The sequence below is a fragment of the Mesorhizobium sp. M0239 genome, assembly GCF_040321815.1.
Taxonomy (GTDB): domain Bacteria; phylum Pseudomonadota; class Alphaproteobacteria; order Rhizobiales; family Rhizobiaceae; genus Mesorhizobium.
This window is the reverse complement of the sequence record NZ_JAMYSG010000018.1, coordinates 1-19,896: the sequence shown is the minus strand read 5'-3', so window position 1 is coordinate 19,896 and position 19,896 is coordinate 1. Positions and strand designations below refer to the sequence as shown.

Sequence of the window (19,896 nt, the reverse complement as noted above, 5' to 3'; positions counted from 1 at the left end):
CAGTAATAGACAGGCTGTTCAAGCCCTACATAGGTGAGAGCAAGAGCAACTCCCAGCAGAGCGGTGCACACATAGGTCGTTGCCCAAAATCCGAGAGATCTGTTCTTCGTCACTTGAAGCCGCCAGGAGGGGAGAGGCAGAACTGTCAAAGTCAGCCCGGGCCGCCGTTCATGCAGCCAGGAGCCGTTCCGGCGCATGAGCGGCCACAAGGATGGGCCAAATCTCACATGCGGAGCACCCAAATGCCGCCGGCAGCGCCGGTTCTCTAAAGCTCAGGTCGTCCCGGCATTTTTCGGCTTGGTCGAGCCGATCATCTTCCAGTTCTTGTAGAACATGGAATTGATGCGCTCGACGCTGACCGAGACGATGGCGAGCATGCCCGCGATGAGACGGGGAACCGGAGACGGCCTGATAATGTCCATGAACACGCAGTAGCGGCGGCCGTCATACTCGTTGACCGAGCGATGCAGCAGCGTGTCGTCGAAGATGAACAGCGGATTGTCGTACCAGTAATTCTTGACGTTGCCGCACTCGACGAAAATCTCCGACTTCACCGGGATCAGATTGTAGAGGATGCGCAGGCTGAGCCGCAGCGGGCCGAAATGCCAGGACGTCGATTCGCGCTTGCTGAAGACGGAAACGGCTATGGTCTTGATGTATTTGAAATCCTTGTTGAACTCGGCGACATTATCGATCCTGTGCTTGCCGTACCACTGGTAGACATACATGCCGCGCCGGCCGGCGCCGAAATTGGCGTCGATGTCGGCAATGATCTCATCCTTGCGCGCTTTGAAGATGTCCAGGACCTCGTTGACCTCGCGCTGGTAGTCGGCGGGAAACTGCTCCAGCTTCCAGACGCCCGGATTTCTGTAGCACAAGAGGTCGACCAGCAGATTGAACGGCGAAAGCAGCCAGGTGAACAGGCCGTTGCCGAGAAAATAGCCTGAGAACAGCGACAGATCCTTGCGGTCGTTGCGCAGCACGTCGATCAGGCCGCAGATGATGAAGATCGTCGTCAGGATGGGAATGAAATAGAAGCCAAGGGCGAGAAGCGGGATGGCAATGGCGAACTTGCGAAGGGATTTGCGAAGGGTTTTTGTCATTTTTCCACGCGCGAAGCGCGATCCTGTTGCGAATGAGGTGCCCAAATCAAGGCAACGGCCACCGCCCGGCCGTGCGCCTTGATAAGGTTTTTTGGGTTACCACACAACGGCCCTGCTATCGTGGCCGGCTGGCTGCCTGGCGGATCTGGTCAACGGCCTCACGCAAACCCGCTATTCCCGCTCCTTGCGCAGCTTCGCCCAATAGTCGAGCCGCTTCCTGATATCGCGCTCGAAGCCGCGCTCGGGCGGATCATAGAAGGTCTGGCGGCCCATCTTCTCCGGAAAATAATCCTGCCCCGAAAAGGCGTCCGGCTCGTCATGGTCGTAACGATAGCCGGCGCCGTAATCCTCCGCTTTCATCAGCTTTGTCGGCGCGTTGAGGATGTGCTTGGGCGGCAGCAGCGAACCATGTTCCTTGGCGGCCCGCGTGGCAGCCTTGAAAGCGTTATAGACGGCGTTGGATTTGGGCGCGGTGGCGAGATAGACGGTGGCCTCGGCAAAGGCGAGTTCGCCTTCGGGCGAGCCGAGATAGTCGTAGGCATCCTTGGCGGCATTGGCGACGACAAGCGCCTGCGGGTCGGCAAGGCCGATGTCTTCCATGGCCATGCGGACCAGCCGGCGGCCTAGATAGAGCGGATCCTCGCCGGCATCGAACATGCGTGCGAGATAGTAGAGAGCCGCGTCAGGGTCTGAACCGCGCACCGACTTGTGCAGCGCCGAGATCAGATTGTAATGGCCGTCCTGGCCCTTGTCGTAGATCGGCGCGCGGCGCTGGACGATGCGCTGCAGTCCCTCGGGATCGAAGACCTCGCCGGGTTTGGCTGCCCGCCAGACTTCCTCCGCGAGCGTCAGCGAGGCCCGGCCGTCGCCATCGCTCATGCGGATGAGCATGGCCCGCGCCTCGTCGTCGAGCGGCAGCGCCCTGCCCTCGGTCTCCTCCGCCCGCGTCATCAGCTTGGAGATGCTCTCCTCGCCAAGCGAATGGAAGACCAGAACGCGCGCGCGTGACAACAAAGCGGCATTCAGTTCGAAGGACGGGTTTTCGGTCGTGGCGCCAACCAGCACGACTGTCCCGTCCTCCATGACCGGGAGAAAGCTGTCTTGCTGGGCACGGTTGAAGCGATGGATCTCGTCGACGAACAGCAAGGTCTGGCGGCCATTGGTGCGGCGCAATTTGGCCGCTTCGAACACCTTTTTCAGGTCGGCGACGCCGGAAAAGACAGCCGATATCTGCTCGAAGGCCAGGCTGGTTTCGCCGGCAAGCAGGCGCGCCACGGTGGTCTTGCCGGTGCCGGGCGGCCCCCAGAAGATCATCGAGCCGAGCGAGCCGGAACCGATCAACCGGGTCAGCGCGCCGTCAGGGCCGGTCAGATGCTCCTGGCCGACGACCTCGCCAAGGTTTCTCGGCCGCAGCCTGTCGGCCAGCGGCCGCCCAGGCGAGGTCTTTTCCGGTTCATCGACGCTGAACAGATCGGCCATGCACTTCTTTTTCGTTGGAGCATGAGCCCGAATGCACGGAACCAGCCCTAATAACGCAACACCTGACGCATTATCTGCCCGCCACGCTCGACGGTAAAGCGCCACCAGCGCGTATCCGTCTTGGCCGCCAGCTCCAGGGTCGCCGCGGTATCGATGGTGGTGCCGTTCACCTCACGCACGATGTCGCCCGGCTGGAAGCCGAAATCGGCGGCCGGAGAATCGCGGTTGATGTCGACCACGGTGACGCCCTTGATGTCCGTGCGCAGGCCAAGCCGCTGCGCGAGCCGGGGCGACAGCTCCGCGACCTTGGCGCCCGAAAACGGGCTGCGGCCATGCAGCGTCACCTCGGCAGCCTTCATGCCTTCCGGAGCACGCTCCAGCGCTATATCCATCGCCGCTTGCTGGCCCTTGGTCAAAACCGCGAAATTGGCGGTGGTGCCGATCGACAGCGTCGCCATCCGGTAGTCCAGCGCTTCGATGCTCTCGACCGGCTTGCCGTTGAGCTGCAGCACCACGTCGCCGGGCTTGAGCCCTGCCTTGGCGGCCGGACCGGTCGCTTCGACCGACGAGACCAGCGCACCGGTCGGCTTCTCCATGCCAAGCGATTCGGCGATCTGCGGCGTCACCGATTCGAACTCGGCGCCGACATAGGGCCGCTCGAAGAAGTCGAGCCCGGCCTTGGCCGCGTCGGCAAAAGCGCGAACCATATTCGAGGGAATGGCAAAGCCAATGCCGATCGAACCACCGCTGCGGCTGTAGATGGCGGTGTTGATGCCGACCAGCTGGCCGCCCATGTTGATCAGCGCACCGCCGGAATTGCCCGGATTGATGGCGGCGTCGGTCTGGATGAAGAAGCTGGAATCGGAGACGCCGATATGGCTGCGGGCCAATGCCGAGACGATGCCGCTGGTGGTGGTTTGGCCGACGCCGAAGGGGTTGCCGATGGCCAGCAGCAGGTCGCCGACCTCAAGCGCGTCGGAATCGCCGATGGCGATAACCGGAAACGGCTTGTCCGAGGTGATCTTGAGCACGGCGAGGTCGAGTGTCTCGTCCTTGAGCAGCACCTTGCTGTCGAACTCGCGTCCGTCCGCCGTCGCCACCTTGACCCGGTCGGCATCCTTGATGACGTGGTAATTGGTGACCACGACGCCGGTCGGATCGACCAGCACGCCGGAGCCGAGCGAAGACTGCGCACGCGGCTGCGAGCGGCCGAAGAATTCCTCGAAGAACGGATCGCCGTCGAAAGGCGACGTCACCTTGGCGGTCTGCGAGGCATAGACGTTGACCACCGCCGGGGCTGTCTGCTTGACCAGCGGCGCAAAGGACAATTGCACCTCCTCGCGGCCGAACGGCACACGCTTGTCGGGACCAGCCGTGGCGTTTTCGCCTTCGACGCCATGCAGCAGGTCGGTCAGCACATCGGACAGGCCGGGATCGGTCTTGGTCTCCTCGGCCAATGCCTGCCTGACCACCGGTGCGGCCGCAAACGCCATGACGGCGAAAAGCAGAACAAAGGGCAGTCTTCTGGCGCGCATTCGCGAATCCTCCAAGGCAAGTTCGGGGGCATTGTCCCGACGATTGTGCAAAATGAAAGGCTAAGCCGCTGAAATCCGATTATTTTGGGCAGCAAAACAGCTACAGCTGACCTTGAAACCGAAAACCTCGTGGCCCTGATGAAAAAACAACTCCTGTCTTTCCGTGACTTTTTGAAGACCGGCAGCTTGGGGCCGATCTCCCCCGACATGACAATGGCCGAGATTGTCGAAGTGCTCGGCACGCCTGAGCATGTCGATCCAGATTACTGGACGTTCGGAAAGCTCGAAATTTCCTTTGATATCACGCCGCCTCGCCAGATGAACTGGTTTCAAATTGAGCAGGCCAGTTGCCTCAAAGGCGATTTGGAGGCTCTCACCACTCGCTTTGCAGTCTCCCTGGACGGGTTCAGCGGAAAGACAAAGCCATCAGAGTTCCTGGGTGCCGGCCTTTGGACTCCAGATCAGGCCAAGGTTTTCTACGCGACGTCCGGCCATGACATCGGAATGAACATCTGCGCCGGACCGATTCAGATACATTTTCATGTGGCTGCCGACTTCATCGGCAACCAAGACGCCGAAACCTATTTGAACGTCTCCTCCCCATCGCAATCGATGGCGAAAATCGATTCTCAAGCCGTCCTCGACAGTATCTATTCATACCCCTACCCGAAGACTGAAGAGGTACCGGGTGCATTCAATTGGAAGCTGTTGAGCGGAAGCCAGTACCTGGCGCTGGCCGATGGACAGCAAACATCGGCAAACAAAAAAGGGGCCCGCAGGCCCCTTTGAACTCATTGGGAAAACCGAGCCTTATGCGGCTGCGGCATCCGCGTCGGCACCTTCGGCTTCGATGCGAGCGCGGTCGCCGGCGCCCTTGGCCGAGACGTCACGATCGACGAACTCGATGACAGCCATGGCGGCGTTGTCACCGTGACGGAAGCCCGCCTTCATGATACGCAGATAGCCGCCATTGCGGTTGGCGTAACGCGGCGCGATGGTGTCGAACAGACGCTTGACGACGCCTTCATTGCCGATCTGGGCAATGACCTGGCGGCGGGCGTGCAGGTCGCCGCGCTTGCCGAGCGTCACCAGCTTCTCGACGATCGGACGCAGGTCCTTCGCCTTCGGCAAGGTCGTGACGATCTGCTCGTGCTCGAGCAGCGACACGGCGAGGTTGGCGAACATCGACTTGCGATGGCTAATGCTTCGGGCGAAGCGACGGCCTTTGAAACCGTGGCGCATGGCTCTTTTCCTTCTTCAGTTGTTCAAGAGGCCGTGGCCTCTGATGGTTTTCCGCATGACCGTCGGATCGAGCGGCCCACGCCGCCGATCCTTGGAATTCATGCTCAATATTGGTCTTCGTAACGCTTAGCGAGGTCTTCGATATTTTCCGGCGGCCAGTCCGGCACTTCCATGCCGAGGTGCAGGCCCATCGCCGCCAGGACTTCCTTGATCTCGTTCAGCGACTTGCGGCCGAAGTTCGGGGTGCGGAGCATCTCGGCTTCGGTCTTCTGGATCAGGTCGCCGATATAGACGATGTTGTCGTTCTTCAGGCAGTTGGCCGAACGCACCGAAAGCTCGAGTTCGTCGACCTTCTTGAGCAGCGCCGGGTTGAAGGCGAGCTCGGTGACGGCCTCGGCGGCGACTTCCTTCTGCGGCTCGTCGAAGTTGACGAACAGGCCGAGCTGGTCCTGCAGGATGCGGGCGGCGAAAGCCACCGCGTCCTCGCCGGTGATCGAACCGTCGGTGTCGATCGTCATGGTCAGCTTGTCATAGTCGAGAACCTGACCCTCGCGGGTGTTCTCGACCTTGTAGGAGACCTTCTTGACCGGCGAATAAAGGCTGTCGACCGGGATCAAGCCGATCGGCGCGTCTTCGGCGCGGTTGCGGTCGGCCGGCACGTAACCCTTGCCGGTGTCGACGGTGAATTCCATGCGGATTTCAGCGCCTTCGTCCAGCGTGCAGATGACGTGGTCGGGGTTGAGGATCTCGACGTCGCCAACCGTCTGGATGTCACCGGCAAGAACAGCACCCGGTCCCTGCTTGCGAACGACCATGCGCTTGGGACCATCGCCTTCCATGCGGATGGCGATTTCCTTGATATTCAAGACGATGTCGGTCACGTCCTCGCGCACACCGGCGATGGACGAGAATTCATGCAGAACGCCGTCGATCTGCACGGCGGTAACAGCCGCACCGCGCAGCGAAGACAGAAGCACGCGGCGCAGCGCGTTGCCCAGCGTCAGGCCAAAGCCACGCTCGAGAGGCTCGGCGACCAGCGTGGTCAGCGTCTTCTTCTTCGACGAGAACTCGATCTTGTTCGGCTTGATCAGTTCCTGCCAATTTTTCTGGATCATGATGCTTTCCTTCCGTTGACCCGCCACCATCCAATCGTGGCGGGCGACCTGGAATGCCGCGGAGGAGCGCCCAAGGGCGCTCGCGCGGCGTTCGATAAATGCTTAGACGCGACGCTTCTTGCGCGGGCGGCAGCCATTGTGCGGGATCGGCGTCACATCACGGATCGACGTGATGGTGAAGCCGGCGGCCTGCAGGGCGCGCAATGCCGATTCACGACCGGAGCCGGGCCCGCAGACCTCGACTTCGAGCATGCGCATGCCGTGTTCCTGGGCCTTCTTGGCAACATCCTCGGCAGCCATCTGGGCAGCGAACGGGGTCGACTTGCGCGAACCCTTGAAGCCCTGGGCACCGGCCGACGACCAGGCAATCGAATTGCCCTGCGCGTCGGTGATGGTGATCATCGTGTTGTTGAAGGTCGAATTGACGTGGGCAACGCCCGACGAGATATTCTTGCGTTCGCGACGGCGAACACGAGCGGCTTCCTTGGCCATGATAGTCCTTTCAGTTGATCTCTACACCGCCGTAATGCCAGCGGCTCCACCTTCGTAAGGGAGTAGGGGAATAGGGCAGTAAGGGAGTAGGGAAAAGTGCGGCCCGATTGATGGGCATTCCCTACTGCCTTACTCCCCTACTCCCTTATTCCCCTAACAAATTACTTCTTCTTGCCGGCGATCGACTTGGCCGGGCCCTTGCGGGTGCGCGCATTGGTATGCGTGCGCTGGCCGCGGACCGGCAGCGAGCGGCGGTGACGCAGGCCGCGGTAGCAGCCGAGGTCCATGAGCCGCTTGATGTTCATAGAGACTTCGCGGCGCAGGTCGCCTTCAACCTGGTAATCGCGGTCGATGGTTTCGCGGATCTGCAGCACTTCCGCGTCGGTCAGCTGGTTGACGCGGCGCTCGGCCGGGATGCCGACCTTGTCGACGATCTCCTGGGCGAACCGCTTGCCAATGCCGTGAATGTACTGAAGCGCAATGACAACGCGCTTGTTGGTCGGAATGTTGACGCCGGCTATACGAGCCATGTTCTTCCCTTCTCCATGTGGGCCGGCCAATCCTCAAAAACGAGGCGGGCACGGCGCTGTCTTAAGTTGCCCCGCGTCCGGTGGAGGCCGGCCCATGCGGAAGTTTCCAGTTCAATGCGGCTGCCTTGCCCTTGCGGACAAGCAAAGCTCATGCCTGATAGGAAGACGGGCCGCCATACCGCAGCGAACCGCTTCCGTCAAGTGCAATCGTTAATTTCCCCGCACTGCGTCCTTGAGCACCGCTTCGATCTGTTCCGTCACGGCGTCGATATCGGCCATGCCGTCGACACTGCGGAGCTTGCCCTTGGCATAGTAGTAGCCAATCAGCGGCGACGTCTTCTTGTAGTATTCCCTCAGGCGCTCTTCGAACACCGTCGGGTTGTCGTCCTTGCGAACGGGAAGGCCGGCTGCCTGCGCCTCGTCGGCGCGCTTGACGATCCGGCCGACCAGGGCCTTGTCGTCGACCACGAGCTCAATGACGGCGTCGAGGGCCTGGGAGCGATCCAACAGCATCTGCTCGACCGCATCCGCCTGCACCAGGGTCCGCGGATAGCCGTCGAGGATGAACCCCTTGGCGCAGTCGGGCTGATCGATACGCTCGGCGACGATCGCGTTGACGATCGCATCGGACACCAGTTCACCGGCATCCATCACCGCCTTGGCGCGCTTGCCGACTTCGGTGCCTGCCTGGACGGCAGCACGCAGCATGTCGCCCGTCGAGAGCTGGGGTATGCCGTGTTTTTCTACCAGTCTTTGTGCTTGCGTCCCCTTGCCCGCTCCTGGCGGCCCAAGCAATATCAACCTCATCTGGCTTTCTTCCCCCCGCGCAGCTTCGACTTCTTGATCAGGCCTTCATACTGGTGCGCGATCAGGTGGCCCTGAATCTGCGCAACCGTATCGAGCGTGACACTGACCACGATCAGAAGCGATGTGCCACCAAGGTAGAATGGTACGCCAGTCGCCGAGATCAGGAACTCCGGCAGCAGGCACACCAGCACCAGATAGATGGCGCCGACGACGGTGATGCGGGTGAGAACGTAATCGATGTAATCGGCGGTGCGCTCGCCCGGACGATAACCCGGGATGAAGCCTGAATGCTTCTTGAGCTGGTCGGCGGTGTCCTTCGGGTTGAAGACAATCGCAGTGTAGAAGAAAGCGAAGAACGCGATCATCGCCGCATAGAATGCCATGTAGAGCGGCTGGCCATGTCCGAGTGCAGCCAGAATGGTGCTTGCCCAGGCCGGCATGTTGGTCGTCTGCGAGAAACCCGCGACGGTGGCCGGCAGCAACAGCAGCGACGAGGCGAAGATCGGCGGAATGACACCCGACGTGTTGAGCTTCAGCGGCAGATGCGAGGTATCGCCCTGGAACATGCGGTTGCCGACCTGGCGCTTCGGATACTGGATCAGCAAGCGGCGCTGGGCGCGCTCGAAGAACACGATGAGTGCGATGACGACGACGGCCAGCACGATGATCGCCAGGATCAGGCCGGTCGACAGCGCGCCGGTGCGGCCAAGCTCCAGCGTGCCGGAGATGGCGTGCGGCAGGCCGGCGACGATGCCGGAGAAGATGATCAGCGAAATGCCGTTGCCGATGCCGCGCGCGGTTATCTGCTCGCCCAGCCACATCAGGAACATGGTGCCGCCGACCAGCGTGACAACGGTCGAGATGCGGAAGAACATGCCGGGATCGCTGACGATGCCGTTGCCGCCTTCCAGACCGACAGAAATGCCATAGGCCTGAACCAGCGCAAGCAGCACGGTGCCGTAGCGCGTGTATTGGTTGATGACCTTGCGGCCCTGTTCGCCTTCCTTCTTCAGCGCTTCCAGTGACGGGATGACCGAGGTCATCAGCTGCATGATGATGGACGCGGAGATGTAAGGCATGATGCCGAGCGCAAAGATCGCCATGCGCTGCACGGCGCCGCCGGCGAACATGTTGAACATGCCAAGCACGCCCTTGCTCTGCGAAGAGAATGCCTGGGCGAAGGCGTCGGGATTGATACCAGGAAGCGGGATGTAGGTGCCGAGGCGATAGACGAGCAGCGCGCCGATCGTGAACCAGATGCGCTTCTTCAAATCCTCCGCCTTGGCGAAGGCCGAGAAATTCAGATTCGAGGCTAATTGTTCAGCAGCCGAAGCCATGCCTGATTCTCCGCTTGGTAACGCTTGATGGCCCTGAGGTCAGGCGGCGCGTTTCACCGAAGCTCACGAGATAAGCTCCGGGCTCTAAACATGCAAGCGGCCGCGTTTCCGCGGCCGCCTCGTTGAGCAGATCAAAGCGCAATCGTGAGCAAAAACGGATCCAACTCTTGCCGATCGCGCTTCAAATTGCCGTTACTCGGCGGCTGCCTTTTCCTGCGGCAGCTTGACCGAACCGCCGGCCTTTTCGATCTTTTCGATCGCGGCCTTGGAGGCGCCGGCGACGTCAAAGGCGAGCTTCGCCTTGATCTCGCCGTCCGAGAGGATGCGCACGCCGTCCTTGACGCGGCGGATGACGCCGGCGGCAACCAGCGATTCAGCCGTCACGGTCGCCTTGGCATCGAGCTTCTTGGCGTCGATGGCCACCTGAATGCGGGCCAGCGACACGACGGTGAAGCTCTTGGCGAAGATGTTGTTGAAGCCACGCTTCGGCAGGCGCCGGTAGAGCGGCATCTGGCCGCCTTCGAAGCCGTTGATGGCGACGCCGGAGCGCGCCTTTTGGCCCTTGACGCCGCGACCGCCGGTCTTGCCGGAGCCGGAGCCGATACCACGGCCGAGACGCTTCTTGGAGTGCGTCGCGCCGTCCTTGTCACGCAGATCGTTGAGTTTCATCTGAGTTCTCCTGCGCTCTGGCTCAGCCCTCGTCCACGACGCGGACGAGATGCTGGACGGCAGCGATCATGCCGCGCACGGAGGGCGTATCTTCCAGCGTGCGCTGCTTGTGCATCTTGTTGAGGCCGAGGCCGACCAGCGTTGCGCGCTGTTCCTTCGGGCGGCGGATCGGCGAACCGATCTGCTCAACGGTGATGGTCTTGGTTGCTTTCTTGGCCATGGTCAAAATCCCTGGTCAGATCGACTATTCTTCAGCCGCAACGGCGGTGCCGCGGCGGGCCTGAAGGGTCGAATACTTGATGCCGCGAGCAGCAGCCACATCCTTGGGATGCATCTGGCTCTTCAGCGCGTCGAATGTGGCGCGAACCATGTTGTAGGGGTTCGACGAACCCATCGACTTGGCGACCACGTCATGCATGCCGAGCGTCTCGAAGACAGCGCGCATCGGGCCACCGGCGATGATGCCGGTACCTTGCTTGGCAGCGCGCAGCAGCACGCGTCCGGCGCCCCAGCGTCCTTCGACGTCATGGTGCAGCGTACGGCCCGAGCGCAGCGGCACGAAGATCATGTCGCGCTTGGCCGATTCAGTTGCCTTGCGGATAGCTTCCGGCACTTCGCGCGCCTTGCCGTGACCAAAGCCGACGCGGCCCTTCTGGTCGCCGACGACGACGAGTGCTGCAAAACCGAAGCGACGGCCGCCCTTGACGACCTTGGCGACGCGGTTGATGTGGACGAGCTTGTCCACCATGCCGTCATCGCGTTCTTCACGATCGCGGCCGCGGCCGCCATCCCTACGTTCCTGTGCCATATCCTGTTCCTTGTTTTTTTCCGGAAGCACGGTTGCTGATAAGATCCGGTGCCTCGCCCCGAATAAATCGGGAACGGTCACCGGGGGCGAAATCAATTCCTTCGCATAATCCCTATCCGAAAAGTCTGCAACTTTTCGGGACTATGCTTAGAAGCTCAAGCCACCTTCGCGGGCAGCCTCGGCGAGCGCCTTGACGCGGCCGTGATAGATGTAGGCGCCGCGGTCGAAGACGACTTCCTTGACGCCGGCCTTGGTGGCGCGCTCGGCGATCAGCTTGCCGATCGCGGTCGCGGCGGCGGTGTCGGCGCCGGTCTTGAGCGAACCCTTGAGGTCCTTCTCGAGCGTCGAAGCGGCAGCGATGGTGTGGCCCTTGGCGTCGTCGATGACCTGCACGTAGATGTTCTTCGACGTGCGGTGGACCGACAGACGCGGGCGCTCGCCGGCGACCTTCTTGATCTGACGACGGACGCGCTGCGCGCGGCGCTGCGTGGATTCCTTGGTACCCATGATGGTCTTCCTTGCCTTCAAAAAACGGGGGCCGCCATATGCGGTAGGCGAAAGCGCCTCCCGCGACCGCTCCCCGCGGCGTTACACTTCCTGGCTTGGCCTTTTCCGAAAAGTCTTCAACCTCTCGAGGCCAGGCCCACTACTTCTTCTTGCCTTCCTTGCGGACGATCTTCTCGCCAGCATAGCGGACGCCCTTGCCCTTGTAGGGCTCCGGACCACGATACTCGCGGATCTCGGCCGCAACCTGGCCGACCTGCTGCTTGTCGATGCCGGCCACGGTGATTTCAGTCGGCTTCGGCACCGTGATGGTGATGCCCTGCGGCGTCTCATAGACGACGTCATGGCTGAAGCCAAGCGCCAGCTGCAGGTTCTTGCCCTGAAGTGCCGCGCGATAGCCGACGCCGGTGATCTCGAGCTTCTTCTCGAAACCGTCCTTGACGCCCTGCAGGATGTTGACGATCTGCGTGCGCGACATGCCCCACTTGGAGCGGGCGGTCTTGGTCTGGTCGCGCGGCTGGACAGCGATCTCGCTGCCTTCCATCTTGACCAGCACTTCGTCGTTTACCACGAACTTCAGCTCACCCTTGGGGCCCTTCGCCGTCACGGTCTGGCCGTTGACGGTCGCGGTCACGCCCTGCGGCAGCGAAACGGGTTTCTTTCCAATACGAGACATTTTGTTGTCCTCGTCACTTCTCTTGTTTCAGGTCTCTGTCTTCGGGAACGATCCGAAGACCGGATTCCACTTTGCGGTCAACTGCCAGATCAGAAGATCTGGCAGAGGATCTCACCGCCGACGTTCTGTTCACGTGCTTCATGGTCGGCCATCACGCCCTTCGGTGTCGAAAGGATGGCGATGCCGAGGCCGTTGGCGACCTGCGGGATCGACTTGGCCGAAACATAGACGCGGCGGCCTGGCTTCGAGACGCGGGCGATTTCGCGCACGACCGGCGCGCCGTCGAAATACTTCAGCTCGATCTCGATTTCGGACTTGCCGTTGTCGAAGTCGGTCTGGCTGTAATCGCGGATATAGCCTTCAGCCTTCAGCACGTCGAGGACGCGGGTGCGCAGACGCGAAGCCGGCGTCGAAACGCTCGACTTCTTGCGGCCATACGCGTTGCGGATGCGGGTCAGCATATCGCCGAGAGGATCGCTCAATGACATGTTATGTCCTCCTTACCAGCTCGACTTGACCAGGCCCGGGATCTGGCCGTTATTGCCGAGATCACGAAGCGCGATGCGCGATACTTTGAGCTTGCGATAGTAGGCGCGCGGACGGCCGGTGACTTCGCAGCGGTTGCGGATGCGGATCTTGGCCGAGTTGCGCGGCATGGCGGCAAGCTTGAGCTGAGCGCGGAAGCGCTCTTCCATCGGCTTGGACTGATCCATGATGATCGCCTTGAGCGCAGCCCGCTTGGGACCGTACTGGTCAGCAAGCTTGCGGCGCCTGTTGTTCTTCTCGACTGAGCTGGTCTTTGCCATTTCAGATTTTTCCTTTTCTCGCTGCCGTTACTGGCGGAAGGGGAAGTTGAAGGCCTTGAGCAACGCCCTGGCTTCGTCGTCCGTCTTCGCAGTCGTACAAACGATGACGTCCATGCCCCAGATCTGATCAACCTTGTCGTAGTTGATCTCCGGGAACACGATGTGTTCCTTGATGCCCATGGCGTAGTTGCCACGGCCATCGAAGCTCTTCGGATTCAGTCCGCGAAAGTCGCGGACGCGCGGCAGTGCGATGTTCACGAGGCGGTCGAGGAACTCGTACATGCGTTCCTTGCGCAACGTGACCTTGGCACCGATCGGCATCTTCTCGCGGACCTTGAAGCCGGCGATCGAATTGCGGGCGCGGGTGACGACGGCCTTCTGGCCGGCGATCATCGCCAGGTCTTCGGCCGCGATCGAAGGCTTCTTCGAATCGGCGGTCGCTTCGCCAACGCCCATGTTCAGCACGATCTTGTCGATGCGCGGAACCTGCATCTCGTTGTCGTAGCCGAACTGTTCCTGCAGCGCCTTGCGGATGGTCTCGTTGTAGACCTGCTTGAGGCGCGGCGTGTTCTGAGCCTTGGACTGTTTGCTTTCAGCCTTGGGCTTCGTGGTTTGAGCCTTAGCCATTGATGACTTCTCCCGAGCGCTTGGCGACGCGCACCTTCTTGCCGTCCTTCTGGAAGATGAAGCCGACGCGGGTCGGCTTGCCATCCTTGGGGTCGGCCAGCGCGATGTTCGACAGCTGGATCGGCGCTTCCTTGGTGATGATCCCGCCCTCTTGGGACTGGGACTGCTTCTGGTGACGGCGGATCATGTTGACGCCGCGCACCAGCGCGGTGTCTTCCTTCGGCTGCACCGAGAGGACTTCGCCCGAACGGCCCTTGTCCTTGCCGGCCAGCACGACGACCTTGTCGCCTTTTCTAATCTTTTGCATTGGTCCGGCTCCTTACAGCACTTCAGGCGCGAGCGAGATGATCTTCATGTGGTTCTTGGCGCGGAGTTCGCGCGGAACCGGTCCGAAGATACGCGTGCCGATCGGCTCTTTCTTGTTGTCGACGAGAACGGCCGCGTTCTTGTCGAAACGGATCACGCTGCCGTCCGGGCGGCGGATGTCCTTGGCCGTGCGAACCACGACCGCCTTCATCACATCGCCCTTCTTCACGCGGCCGCGCGGAATGGCTTCCTTGATCGACACCACGATGATGTCGCCCACGGAAGCGTATTTCCGCTTCGAGCCGCCCAGCACCTTGATGCACATGACACGACGGGCGCCGGAATTATCCGCGACGTCGAGGTTTGTTTGCATCTGAATCATGACTGGCCGCCTTCTTCTCTTCTAACGGGATGGGCTCAAAGCCCCTCCCCGGTCTGTCCAAAATTCGTTGTTTACGCCCGAGGTCAGGCTTGGTCCGAAGACACGACGATCCAGCGCTTGTCCTTGGAAATCGGCTTCGATTCCTGGATGAACACCTGATCGCCTACCTTGTGGGCGTTGTTCTCGTCGTGCGCCTTGTACTTCTTGGTCATGCGCACGGTCTTCTTCATCACGGGATGCGTGAAGCGCCGTTCGACCTTGACGACAACCGTCTTCTCGTTCTTGTCGCTGACGACGGTGCCCTGCAGAATGCGCTTTGGCATGGTTTTCGTCCTTAAGCCTTCTTAGCCGCGGACTTTTCCGCAGCGATGGTCTTGATACGCGCAATATCCTTACGGACCTGTCTCACGCGCGCGGTCTTCTCGAGCTGGCCGGTGGCCTTCTGGAAGCGCAGGTTGAACTGCTCCTTCTTCAGGCTGGCCAGGTCGTCGGTCAGCTGGTCCTGGGTCTTGGTCCGGATGTCTTCGGCTTTCATGATCAGCCCGTCCTTATTCTGCGATGCGCTGCACAAAGCGCGTCTTGACCGAGAGCTTGGCCGCGCCGAGACGCAGTGCCTCACGGGCGGTTTCTTCATTGACGCCGTCGATCTCGAACATGATACGGCCCGGCTTGACGCGCGCCGCCCAGTAGTCGACCGCACCCTTGCCCTTACCCATGCGGACTTCGGTCGGCTTCGAAGTGACCGGCACGTCCGGGAAAATACGGATCCAGACGCGACCAGCGCGCTTCATTTCACGCGTGATCGCGCGGCGGGCCGCCTCGATCTCACGTGCGGTGACGCGGTTCGGCTCAAGCGCCTTCAGCCCGAAACCACCGAAATCCAGGTTGGTGCCGCCCTTTGCGGTACCATGGATACGGCCCTTGAACTGCTTGCGGAACTTTGTGCGCTTTGGCTGCAGCATCGTTCTAACTCCAAATTCCTAAATGTCTCAGGCGTTTTCGCGACGACGACCGCGTTCGCGATCACCACCACCGCCATGCGCTGCATCGCTTTCGCTGGCCCGACGCTCCGAAGCCATCGGGTCATGCTCAAGGATTTCGCCCTTGAACACCCAGACCTTGACGCCGCAGATGCCATAAGCCGTGTGCGCTTCGGCCGTACCGTAGTCGACGTCCGCACGCAGCGTATGCAGCGGCACGCGGCCTTCGCGATACCATTCCATGCGCGCGATCTCGGCGCCGCCGAGGCGGCCGGCGCAGTTGATGCGGATGCCTTCGGCACCGAGGCGCATCGCCGACTGAACGGCGCGCTTCATGGCGCGGCGGAACGCGATACGACGCTCGAGCTGCTGGGCGATCGACTGGGCGACCAGGGTCGCGTCGATCTCCGGCTTGCGCACTTCAACGATGTTAAGGTGCGTCTCGGACTTCGTCATCTCCATCAGCTTCTTGCGAAGCTTCTCGATGTCGGCGCCCTTCTTGCCGATGATCAGGCCCGGGCGCGCAGCGTGGATGGTGACACGGCACTTCTTGTGCGGACGCTCGATCACGACCTTCGAGATGGCAGCCTGCTTGAGCTCCTTCTCGAGATACTTGCGGATCTTGATGTCCTCATGCAGCAGCTTGCCGTACTCGCCGGTGTTCGCGAACCAGCGCGAATCCCAGGTGCGGTTGATGCCGAGGCGAAGACCGATCGGATTGACTTTCTGGCCCATTATGCGGCCTCCCCTTTTTCTTCGACTTCACGAACGACGATCGTGAGGTGCGAGAACGGCTTCTCGATACGGCTGGCGCGACCGCGGCCACGGGCATGGAACCGCTTCATGACGATCGACTTGCCGACATAGGCTTCCGCCACGATCAGTGCATCGACATCCAGGTCGTGGTTGTTTTCCGCGTTGGCGATTGCCGATTCCAGCGTCTTCTTGACCGTGCCGGAAATCCGCTTGGCCGAGAATTCGAGATCGGAAAGCGCTGTCGCGACCTTCTTGCCGCGGATCAGCGCGGCAACGAGGTTGAGCTTCTGCGGGCTGATACGGATCGTGCGCAATACGGCGCGCGCTTCGTTATCAGCAAGCCTGCGCGGAGCTTTGGCCTTGCCCATGATTATTTCCTCTTCGCCTTCTTATCCGCGCCGTGACCGTAATAGGTCCGGGTCGGAGCGAATTCACCGAACTTGTGACCGACCATGTCCTCGTTCACCGAGACGGGAACATGCTTCTGGCCGTTGTAGACACCGAAGGTGAAGCCGACGAACTGCGGCAGGATGGTGGAGCGACGGCTCCACATCTTGATCACCTCATTGCGACCACCTTCACGAACCTTGTCCACCTTCTTGAGAAGGTAGCCGTCAATGAAGGGGCCTTTCCAAATCGAACGAGTCACTTGGCGTTACCTCTTCTTAGCTCTTGCGCTGATGGCGCGAGCGCAGGATGAACTTGTCGGTCGCCTTGTTGGACCGCGTCTTCTTGCCCTTGGTCGGCTTGCCCCAGGGCGAAACCGGATGGCGGCCACCCGAGGTGCGGCCTTCGCCGCCGCCGTGCGGATGGTCGACCGGGTTCATGGTCACGCCGCGATTGTGCGGGCGCTTGCCACGCCAAACCGTGCGACCGGCCTTGCCGTCATTGATGTTGCCGTGGTCCGGATTGGACACGGCGCCAACAGTGGCCATGCAGGAGCCGTGAACGACACGCTGCTCGCCCGAATTGAGGCGCAGGATCGCCATGCCCTGGTCACGACCGACCAGCTGACCGTAACCACCTGCCGAACGGGCGACCTGAGCGCCCTTGCCCGGCTTCAGCTCGATGTTGTGGACGATGGTGCCGACCGGCATCGAAGCCAGCGGCATCGCATTGCCCGGCTTCACGTCGACCGATTCACCGGACACGATCTTGTCGCCGGGAGCCAGACGCTGCGGAGCGATGATGTAGGACAGCTCGCCATCATCATACTTGATCAGCGCGATGAAAGCGGTGCGGTTCGGATCGTATTCAATGCGCTCGACCGTGCCGACGACGTCGAACTTGCGGCGCTTGAAGTCGATGATGCGGTACGAACGCTTGTGACCACCGCCGATGAAGCGGGCGGTGATGCGACCATGATTGTTGCGGCCGCCCGACTTGGTCAGGCCTTCGGTCAGACCCTTGACGGGCTTGCCCTTGTAGAGGCCCGAGCGGTCGACGATGACCAGCTGACGGGTGCTGGGCGTTACCGGGTTGAATTTTTTCAGTGCCATTGTTCTGTCCTCGCGGCCTTGCTCAGAGACCCGTCGCGACGTCGATCGACTGGCCATCGGCCAGCGTCACAACCGCCTTCTTGACGTCGCTCTGGCGGCCAACCGTGCCACGGAAGCGCTTGATCTTGCCCTTGCGGACAAGCGTGTTCACGGCCATCACCTTGACGCCGAACAGCGCTTCGACGGCGGCCTTGATTTCCGGCTTCGACGCCTTCTTGGCGACGTTGAAGACGACCTTGTTCTGCTCGGAGGCCATGGTCGACTTTTCGGTGATCGCCGGCGAGACGATCACGTCGTAATGACGAAGGTCGGTCATTTAAAACGCTCCTCGAGAGCCTCGACGGCGGCCTTCGAAAGGACCAGCGTGCCGCGGCGCAGAATGTCGTAGACGTTGATGCCCTGGATGGGCAGCACGTCGATGTTGGGGATGTTCGTCGCCGCCAGCTTGAAGTTCTTGTCAAGCTCGGCGCCGCCGATCAGCAAAGCGTTGGTCAGGCCCAGCGTCGCGAAATTCGCGATCAGCGCCTTCGTCTTGGCCTCGGTCAGCTTCAGCTCGTCGATGATGATGATCGACGCGCTCTTGGCCTTGGCCGAGAGAGCATGCTTGAGGCCGAGAGCACGAACCTTCTTCGGCAGTTCGTGCTCGTGGCTGCGAACGACCGGGCCGTGGGCCTTGCCGCCGCCGCGGAACTGCGGAGCGCGTGCCGAATGGTGACGGGCGCGGCCCGTACCCTTCTGCTTGTACATCTTGGCGCCGGTGCGCGCGATCTCGGCGCGACCCTTGGTCTTGTGCGTGCCCTGCTGCTTCTTGGCAAGCTGCCAGCGCACGACGCGCTGCAGGATGTCTTCGCGCGGATCAAGGCCGAAAATCTCGTCGGAGAGTTCCACCTTGCCGGCGTCCTTGCCGCCCAGCGTTGTGATCTTGAGATCCATTATTCCGCTCCCTCTGTGGCCGGAGCCTCGTTCTTGGCGCCACTTTCGGCAGCAACGGCGCGGATCGCGGCAGGCTTCGGCGCATTGGCCGGCAGTGCCACCTTGGCCGCATCGCGGACCAGGATCCAGGCGCCCTTCGATCCGGGAACCGCACCGCGGATCAGGATCAGGCCGCGGTCGGCGTCGGTCGATACGATCTCGACATTCTGCGTGGTGACGCGGGTGTCGCCCATGTGGCCAGCCATATGCTTGCCCTTGAACACCTTGCCCGGGTCCTGGCGCTGGCCGGTCGAACCGTGCGTACGGTGCGAAACCGAGTTACCGTGCGTCGCACGGCCACCGCCCATGTGGTGGCGCTTAATGACGCCCTGAAAACCCTTGCCGATCGTCGTGCCCGTCACATCGACCTTCTGGCCGGCGACGAAGTGCTCGACGGTGATCTCCGCGCCGACATCGATCATGTTGTCGGCGGAGACGCGGAACTCGGCGACCTTCGCCTTCGGCTCGACGGAAGCGGTCGCGAAATGGCCGCGCATCGCCTTCGACGTGTTCTTCACCTTGGCAAGGCCAACGCCGAGCTGAACGGCGGTGTAGCCATTCTTCTCTTGCGTGCGCTGGGCCACGACCTGGCAGTTCTCCATCAGGAGAACGGTGACGGGAACATGTTCCCCGGCATCGTTATAGATGCGGGTCATTCCCACCTTTTTTGCAATCACACCTGAACGCATCGGTTCAATTCCTTTAGAGTTCCGGGCCAGGGGCACCGCCCCTTACCGCGCTCTCATTCCCTTAGAGCTTGATCTCGACGTCGACGCCGGCGGCCAGATCGAGCTTCATCAAAGCATCGACCGTCTGCGGGGTCGGATCGACGATGTCGAGCAGACGCTTGTGCGTGCGCATCTCGAACTGCTCGCGGCTCTTCTTGTCGACGTGAGGCGACCGGTTGACCGTGAACTTTTCGATCCGCGTCGGCAGCGGAATGGGGCCGCGGACGTTTGCACCGGTACGCTTGGCCGTCGACACGATTTCCTTCGTCGAGGCGTCGAGCACGCGGTGGTCAAACGCCTTAAGGCGGATGCGGATATTCTGTCCGTTCATGCGTCACTTCCTTGTTCTGGCGCGGCGCGGGCAACTCCCGCGCCCGCGACAGATCGGTTTAAGTCCAAATTACTCTTTGATGGTGACGACGATGCCGGCACCGACGGTGCGGCCGCCTTCACGGATGGCGAAGCGCAGCTTCTCTTCCATGGCGATCGGCACGATCAGCTCGACATCGACCGTGATGTTGTCGCCCGGCATCACCATCTCGG

General features: G+C 61.4%; 32 protein-coding genes. 1 reads left to right on the top strand and 31 read right to left on the bottom strand.

Going from position 1 to position 19,896, the window contains the following annotated elements:
* Nucleotides 1-272: 272 nt before the first annotated feature.
* The 3 genes from NKI99_RS19530 to NKI99_RS19520 form a co-directional block, all read right to left on the bottom strand.
* Nucleotides 273-1,103 carry an aspartyl/asparaginyl beta-hydroxylase domain-containing protein gene (locus NKI99_RS19530; RefSeq protein WP_127295791.1) on the bottom strand — a complete coding sequence of 277 codons (831 nt, stop codon included), beginning with the start codon at nt 1,101-1,103 and terminating at the stop codon, nt 273-275.
* Nucleotides 1,104-1,274: 171 nt separating this feature from the next.
* Nucleotides 1,275-2,582 carry a replication-associated recombination protein A gene (locus NKI99_RS19525; RefSeq protein ID WP_352611721.1) on the bottom strand — a complete coding sequence of 436 codons (1,308 nt, stop codon included), beginning with the start codon at nt 2,580-2,582 and terminating at the stop codon, nt 1,275-1,277.
* Nucleotides 2,583-2,629: 47 nt separating this feature from the next.
* A complete protein-coding gene (locus NKI99_RS19520; RefSeq protein WP_352611720.1) occupies nt 2,630-4,117 on the bottom strand; it encodes a DegQ family serine endoprotease in 1,488 nt (495 codons plus the stop codon).
* A gap of 84 nt (nt 4,118-4,201) precedes the next feature.
* Between NKI99_RS19520 and NKI99_RS19515 the strand changes: the two genes are divergently transcribed.
* Nucleotides 4,202-4,906: a hypothetical protein gene (locus NKI99_RS19515; protein WP_352611719.1), complete on the top strand. Its 705-nt coding sequence runs from the start codon at nt 4,202-4,204 to the stop codon at nt 4,904-4,906.
* 21 nt (nt 4,907-4,927) lie between these two features.
* Here the strand turns inward: NKI99_RS19515 and rplQ are convergent, their stop codons facing one another.
* The 28 genes from rplQ to NKI99_RS19375 form a co-directional block, all read right to left on the bottom strand.
* Entirely contained in the window at nt 4,928-5,359 is a 432-nt protein-coding gene (rplQ, locus tag NKI99_RS19510; protein WP_027038732.1) for a 50S ribosomal protein L17, read from the bottom strand.
* 104 nt (nt 5,360-5,463) lie between these two features.
* Nucleotides 5,464-6,474 (bottom strand): DNA-directed RNA polymerase subunit alpha, encoded by a 1,011-nt coding sequence (locus NKI99_RS19505; protein ID WP_023812081.1) that lies wholly within the window; start codon nt 6,472-6,474, stop codon nt 5,464-5,466.
* Between the two features lie 102 nt (nt 6,475-6,576).
* Nucleotides 6,577-6,966 (bottom strand): 30S ribosomal protein S11, encoded by a 390-nt coding sequence (gene rpsK, locus NKI99_RS19500; protein ID WP_006205444.1) that lies wholly within the window; start codon nt 6,964-6,966, stop codon nt 6,577-6,579.
* Between the two features lie 161 nt (nt 6,967-7,127).
* Nucleotides 7,128-7,496: a 30S ribosomal protein S13 gene (gene rpsM / locus NKI99_RS19495; protein ID WP_013531437.1), complete on the bottom strand. Its 369-nt coding sequence runs from the start codon at nt 7,494-7,496 to the stop codon at nt 7,128-7,130.
* Between the two features lie 210 nt (nt 7,497-7,706).
* Entirely contained in the window at nt 7,707-8,303 is a 597-nt protein-coding gene (locus NKI99_RS19490) for an adenylate kinase (protein WP_023812082.1), read from the bottom strand.
* Entirely contained in the window at nt 8,300-9,640 is a 1,341-nt protein-coding gene (secY, locus tag NKI99_RS19485) for a preprotein translocase subunit SecY (RefSeq protein ID WP_023812083.1), read from the bottom strand. Before secY ends, NKI99_RS19490 begins: the two co-directional genes overlap by 4 nt.
* A gap of 192 nt (nt 9,641-9,832) precedes the next feature.
* On the bottom strand, nt 9,833-10,309 hold the full coding sequence (gene rplO / locus NKI99_RS19480) for a 50S ribosomal protein L15 (protein WP_013531434.1): 477 nt from the start codon (nt 10,307-10,309) through the stop codon (nt 9,833-9,835).
* A 22-nt stretch (nt 10,310-10,331) separates the two neighbouring features.
* Nucleotides 10,332-10,529 (bottom strand): 50S ribosomal protein L30, encoded by a 198-nt coding sequence (rpmD, locus tag NKI99_RS19475; protein ID WP_006205449.1) that lies wholly within the window; start codon nt 10,527-10,529, stop codon nt 10,332-10,334.
* A gap of 24 nt (nt 10,530-10,553) precedes the next feature.
* Entirely contained in the window at nt 10,554-11,117 is a 564-nt protein-coding gene (gene rpsE / locus NKI99_RS19470) for a 30S ribosomal protein S5 (protein ID WP_006333394.1), read from the bottom strand.
* A gap of 147 nt (nt 11,118-11,264) precedes the next feature.
* A complete protein-coding gene (rplR, locus tag NKI99_RS19465) occupies nt 11,265-11,624 on the bottom strand; it encodes a 50S ribosomal protein L18 (protein ID WP_023812084.1) in 360 nt (119 codons plus the stop codon).
* A gap of 139 nt (nt 11,625-11,763) precedes the next feature.
* Nucleotides 11,764-12,297 carry a 50S ribosomal protein L6 gene (gene rplF / locus NKI99_RS19460; protein ID WP_013531432.1) on the bottom strand — a complete coding sequence of 178 codons (534 nt, stop codon included), beginning with the start codon at nt 12,295-12,297 and terminating at the stop codon, nt 11,764-11,766.
* Nucleotides 12,298-12,386: 89 nt separating this feature from the next.
* Nucleotides 12,387-12,785: a 30S ribosomal protein S8 gene (gene rpsH / locus NKI99_RS19455; RefSeq protein WP_013531431.1), complete on the bottom strand. Its 399-nt coding sequence runs from the start codon at nt 12,783-12,785 to the stop codon at nt 12,387-12,389.
* A gap of 12 nt (nt 12,786-12,797) precedes the next feature.
* Nucleotides 12,798-13,103 carry a 30S ribosomal protein S14 gene (gene rpsN, locus NKI99_RS19450; RefSeq protein WP_013895695.1) on the bottom strand — a complete coding sequence of 102 codons (306 nt, stop codon included), beginning with the start codon at nt 13,101-13,103 and terminating at the stop codon, nt 12,798-12,800.
* A 27-nt stretch (nt 13,104-13,130) separates the two neighbouring features.
* Complete coding sequence (rplE, locus tag NKI99_RS19445) at nt 13,131-13,730, bottom strand: 50S ribosomal protein L5 (RefSeq protein ID WP_013531429.1); 600 nt, start codon at nt 13,728-13,730, stop codon at nt 13,131-13,133.
* Entirely contained in the window at nt 13,723-14,037 is a 315-nt protein-coding gene (gene rplX / locus NKI99_RS19440; protein WP_013531428.1) for a 50S ribosomal protein L24, read from the bottom strand. The genes rplE and rplX overlap by 8 nt, the downstream gene beginning before the upstream one ends.
* Before the next feature lie 12 nt (nt 14,038-14,049).
* Nucleotides 14,050-14,418, bottom strand: a complete 369-nt coding sequence (gene rplN / locus NKI99_RS19435) for a 50S ribosomal protein L14 (protein ID WP_006205457.1) — start codon at nt 14,416-14,418, stop codon at nt 14,050-14,052.
* Nucleotides 14,419-14,501: 83 nt separating this feature from the next.
* Nucleotides 14,502-14,741, bottom strand: coding sequence for a 30S ribosomal protein S17 (rpsQ, locus tag NKI99_RS19430; protein WP_010909280.1), 240 nt, complete (start codon nt 14,739-14,741; stop codon nt 14,502-14,504).
* Nucleotides 14,742-14,752: 11 nt separating this feature from the next.
* Nucleotides 14,753-14,953, bottom strand: a complete 201-nt coding sequence (rpmC, locus tag NKI99_RS19425; RefSeq protein WP_006205459.1) for a 50S ribosomal protein L29 — start codon at nt 14,951-14,953, stop codon at nt 14,753-14,755.
* A 13-nt stretch (nt 14,954-14,966) separates the two neighbouring features.
* Complete coding sequence (gene rplP, locus NKI99_RS19420; protein WP_013531427.1) at nt 14,967-15,380, bottom strand: 50S ribosomal protein L16; 414 nt, start codon at nt 15,378-15,380, stop codon at nt 14,967-14,969.
* A 27-nt stretch (nt 15,381-15,407) separates the two neighbouring features.
* Nucleotides 15,408-16,133 carry a 30S ribosomal protein S3 gene (gene rpsC / locus NKI99_RS19415; RefSeq protein WP_013531426.1) on the bottom strand — a complete coding sequence of 242 codons (726 nt, stop codon included), beginning with the start codon at nt 16,131-16,133 and terminating at the stop codon, nt 15,408-15,410.
* A complete protein-coding gene (rplV, locus tag NKI99_RS19410; RefSeq protein ID WP_006205462.1) occupies nt 16,133-16,522 on the bottom strand; it encodes a 50S ribosomal protein L22 in 390 nt (129 codons plus the stop codon). The genes rpsC and rplV overlap by 1 nt, the downstream gene beginning before the upstream one ends.
* 2 nt (nt 16,523-16,524) lie before the next feature.
* Complete coding sequence (gene rpsS, locus NKI99_RS19405) at nt 16,525-16,803, bottom strand: 30S ribosomal protein S19 (RefSeq protein WP_006205463.1); 279 nt, start codon at nt 16,801-16,803, stop codon at nt 16,525-16,527.
* Between the two features lie 16 nt (nt 16,804-16,819).
* Entirely contained in the window at nt 16,820-17,653 is an 834-nt protein-coding gene (gene rplB / locus NKI99_RS19400) for a 50S ribosomal protein L2 (RefSeq protein WP_024505067.1), read from the bottom strand.
* A gap of 22 nt (nt 17,654-17,675) precedes the next feature.
* Complete coding sequence (locus tag NKI99_RS19395) at nt 17,676-17,969, bottom strand: 50S ribosomal protein L23 (RefSeq protein ID WP_013531424.1); 294 nt, start codon at nt 17,967-17,969, stop codon at nt 17,676-17,678.
* Nucleotides 17,966-18,586: a 50S ribosomal protein L4 gene (gene rplD, locus NKI99_RS19390; protein WP_013531423.1), complete on the bottom strand. Its 621-nt coding sequence runs from the start codon at nt 18,584-18,586 to the stop codon at nt 17,966-17,968. The genes NKI99_RS19395 and rplD overlap by 4 nt, the downstream gene beginning before the upstream one ends.
* The gene (rplC, locus tag NKI99_RS19385; RefSeq protein ID WP_013531422.1) at nt 18,586-19,314 is read right to left on the bottom strand and encodes a 50S ribosomal protein L3; all 729 of its coding nucleotides are present in this window, start codon (nt 19,312-19,314) and stop codon (nt 18,586-18,588) included. The genes rplD and rplC overlap by 1 nt, the downstream gene beginning before the upstream one ends.
* Before the next feature lie 61 nt (nt 19,315-19,375).
* Nucleotides 19,376-19,684 carry a 30S ribosomal protein S10 gene (gene rpsJ, locus NKI99_RS19380; protein ID WP_010909272.1) on the bottom strand — a complete coding sequence of 103 codons (309 nt, stop codon included), beginning with the start codon at nt 19,682-19,684 and terminating at the stop codon, nt 19,376-19,378.
* 69 nt (nt 19,685-19,753) lie between these two features.
* Nucleotides 19,754-19,896 (bottom strand): EF-Tu C-terminal domain-related protein (locus NKI99_RS19375; RefSeq protein ID WP_023796561.1); only part of this gene is annotated, 143 nt, incomplete at its 5' end.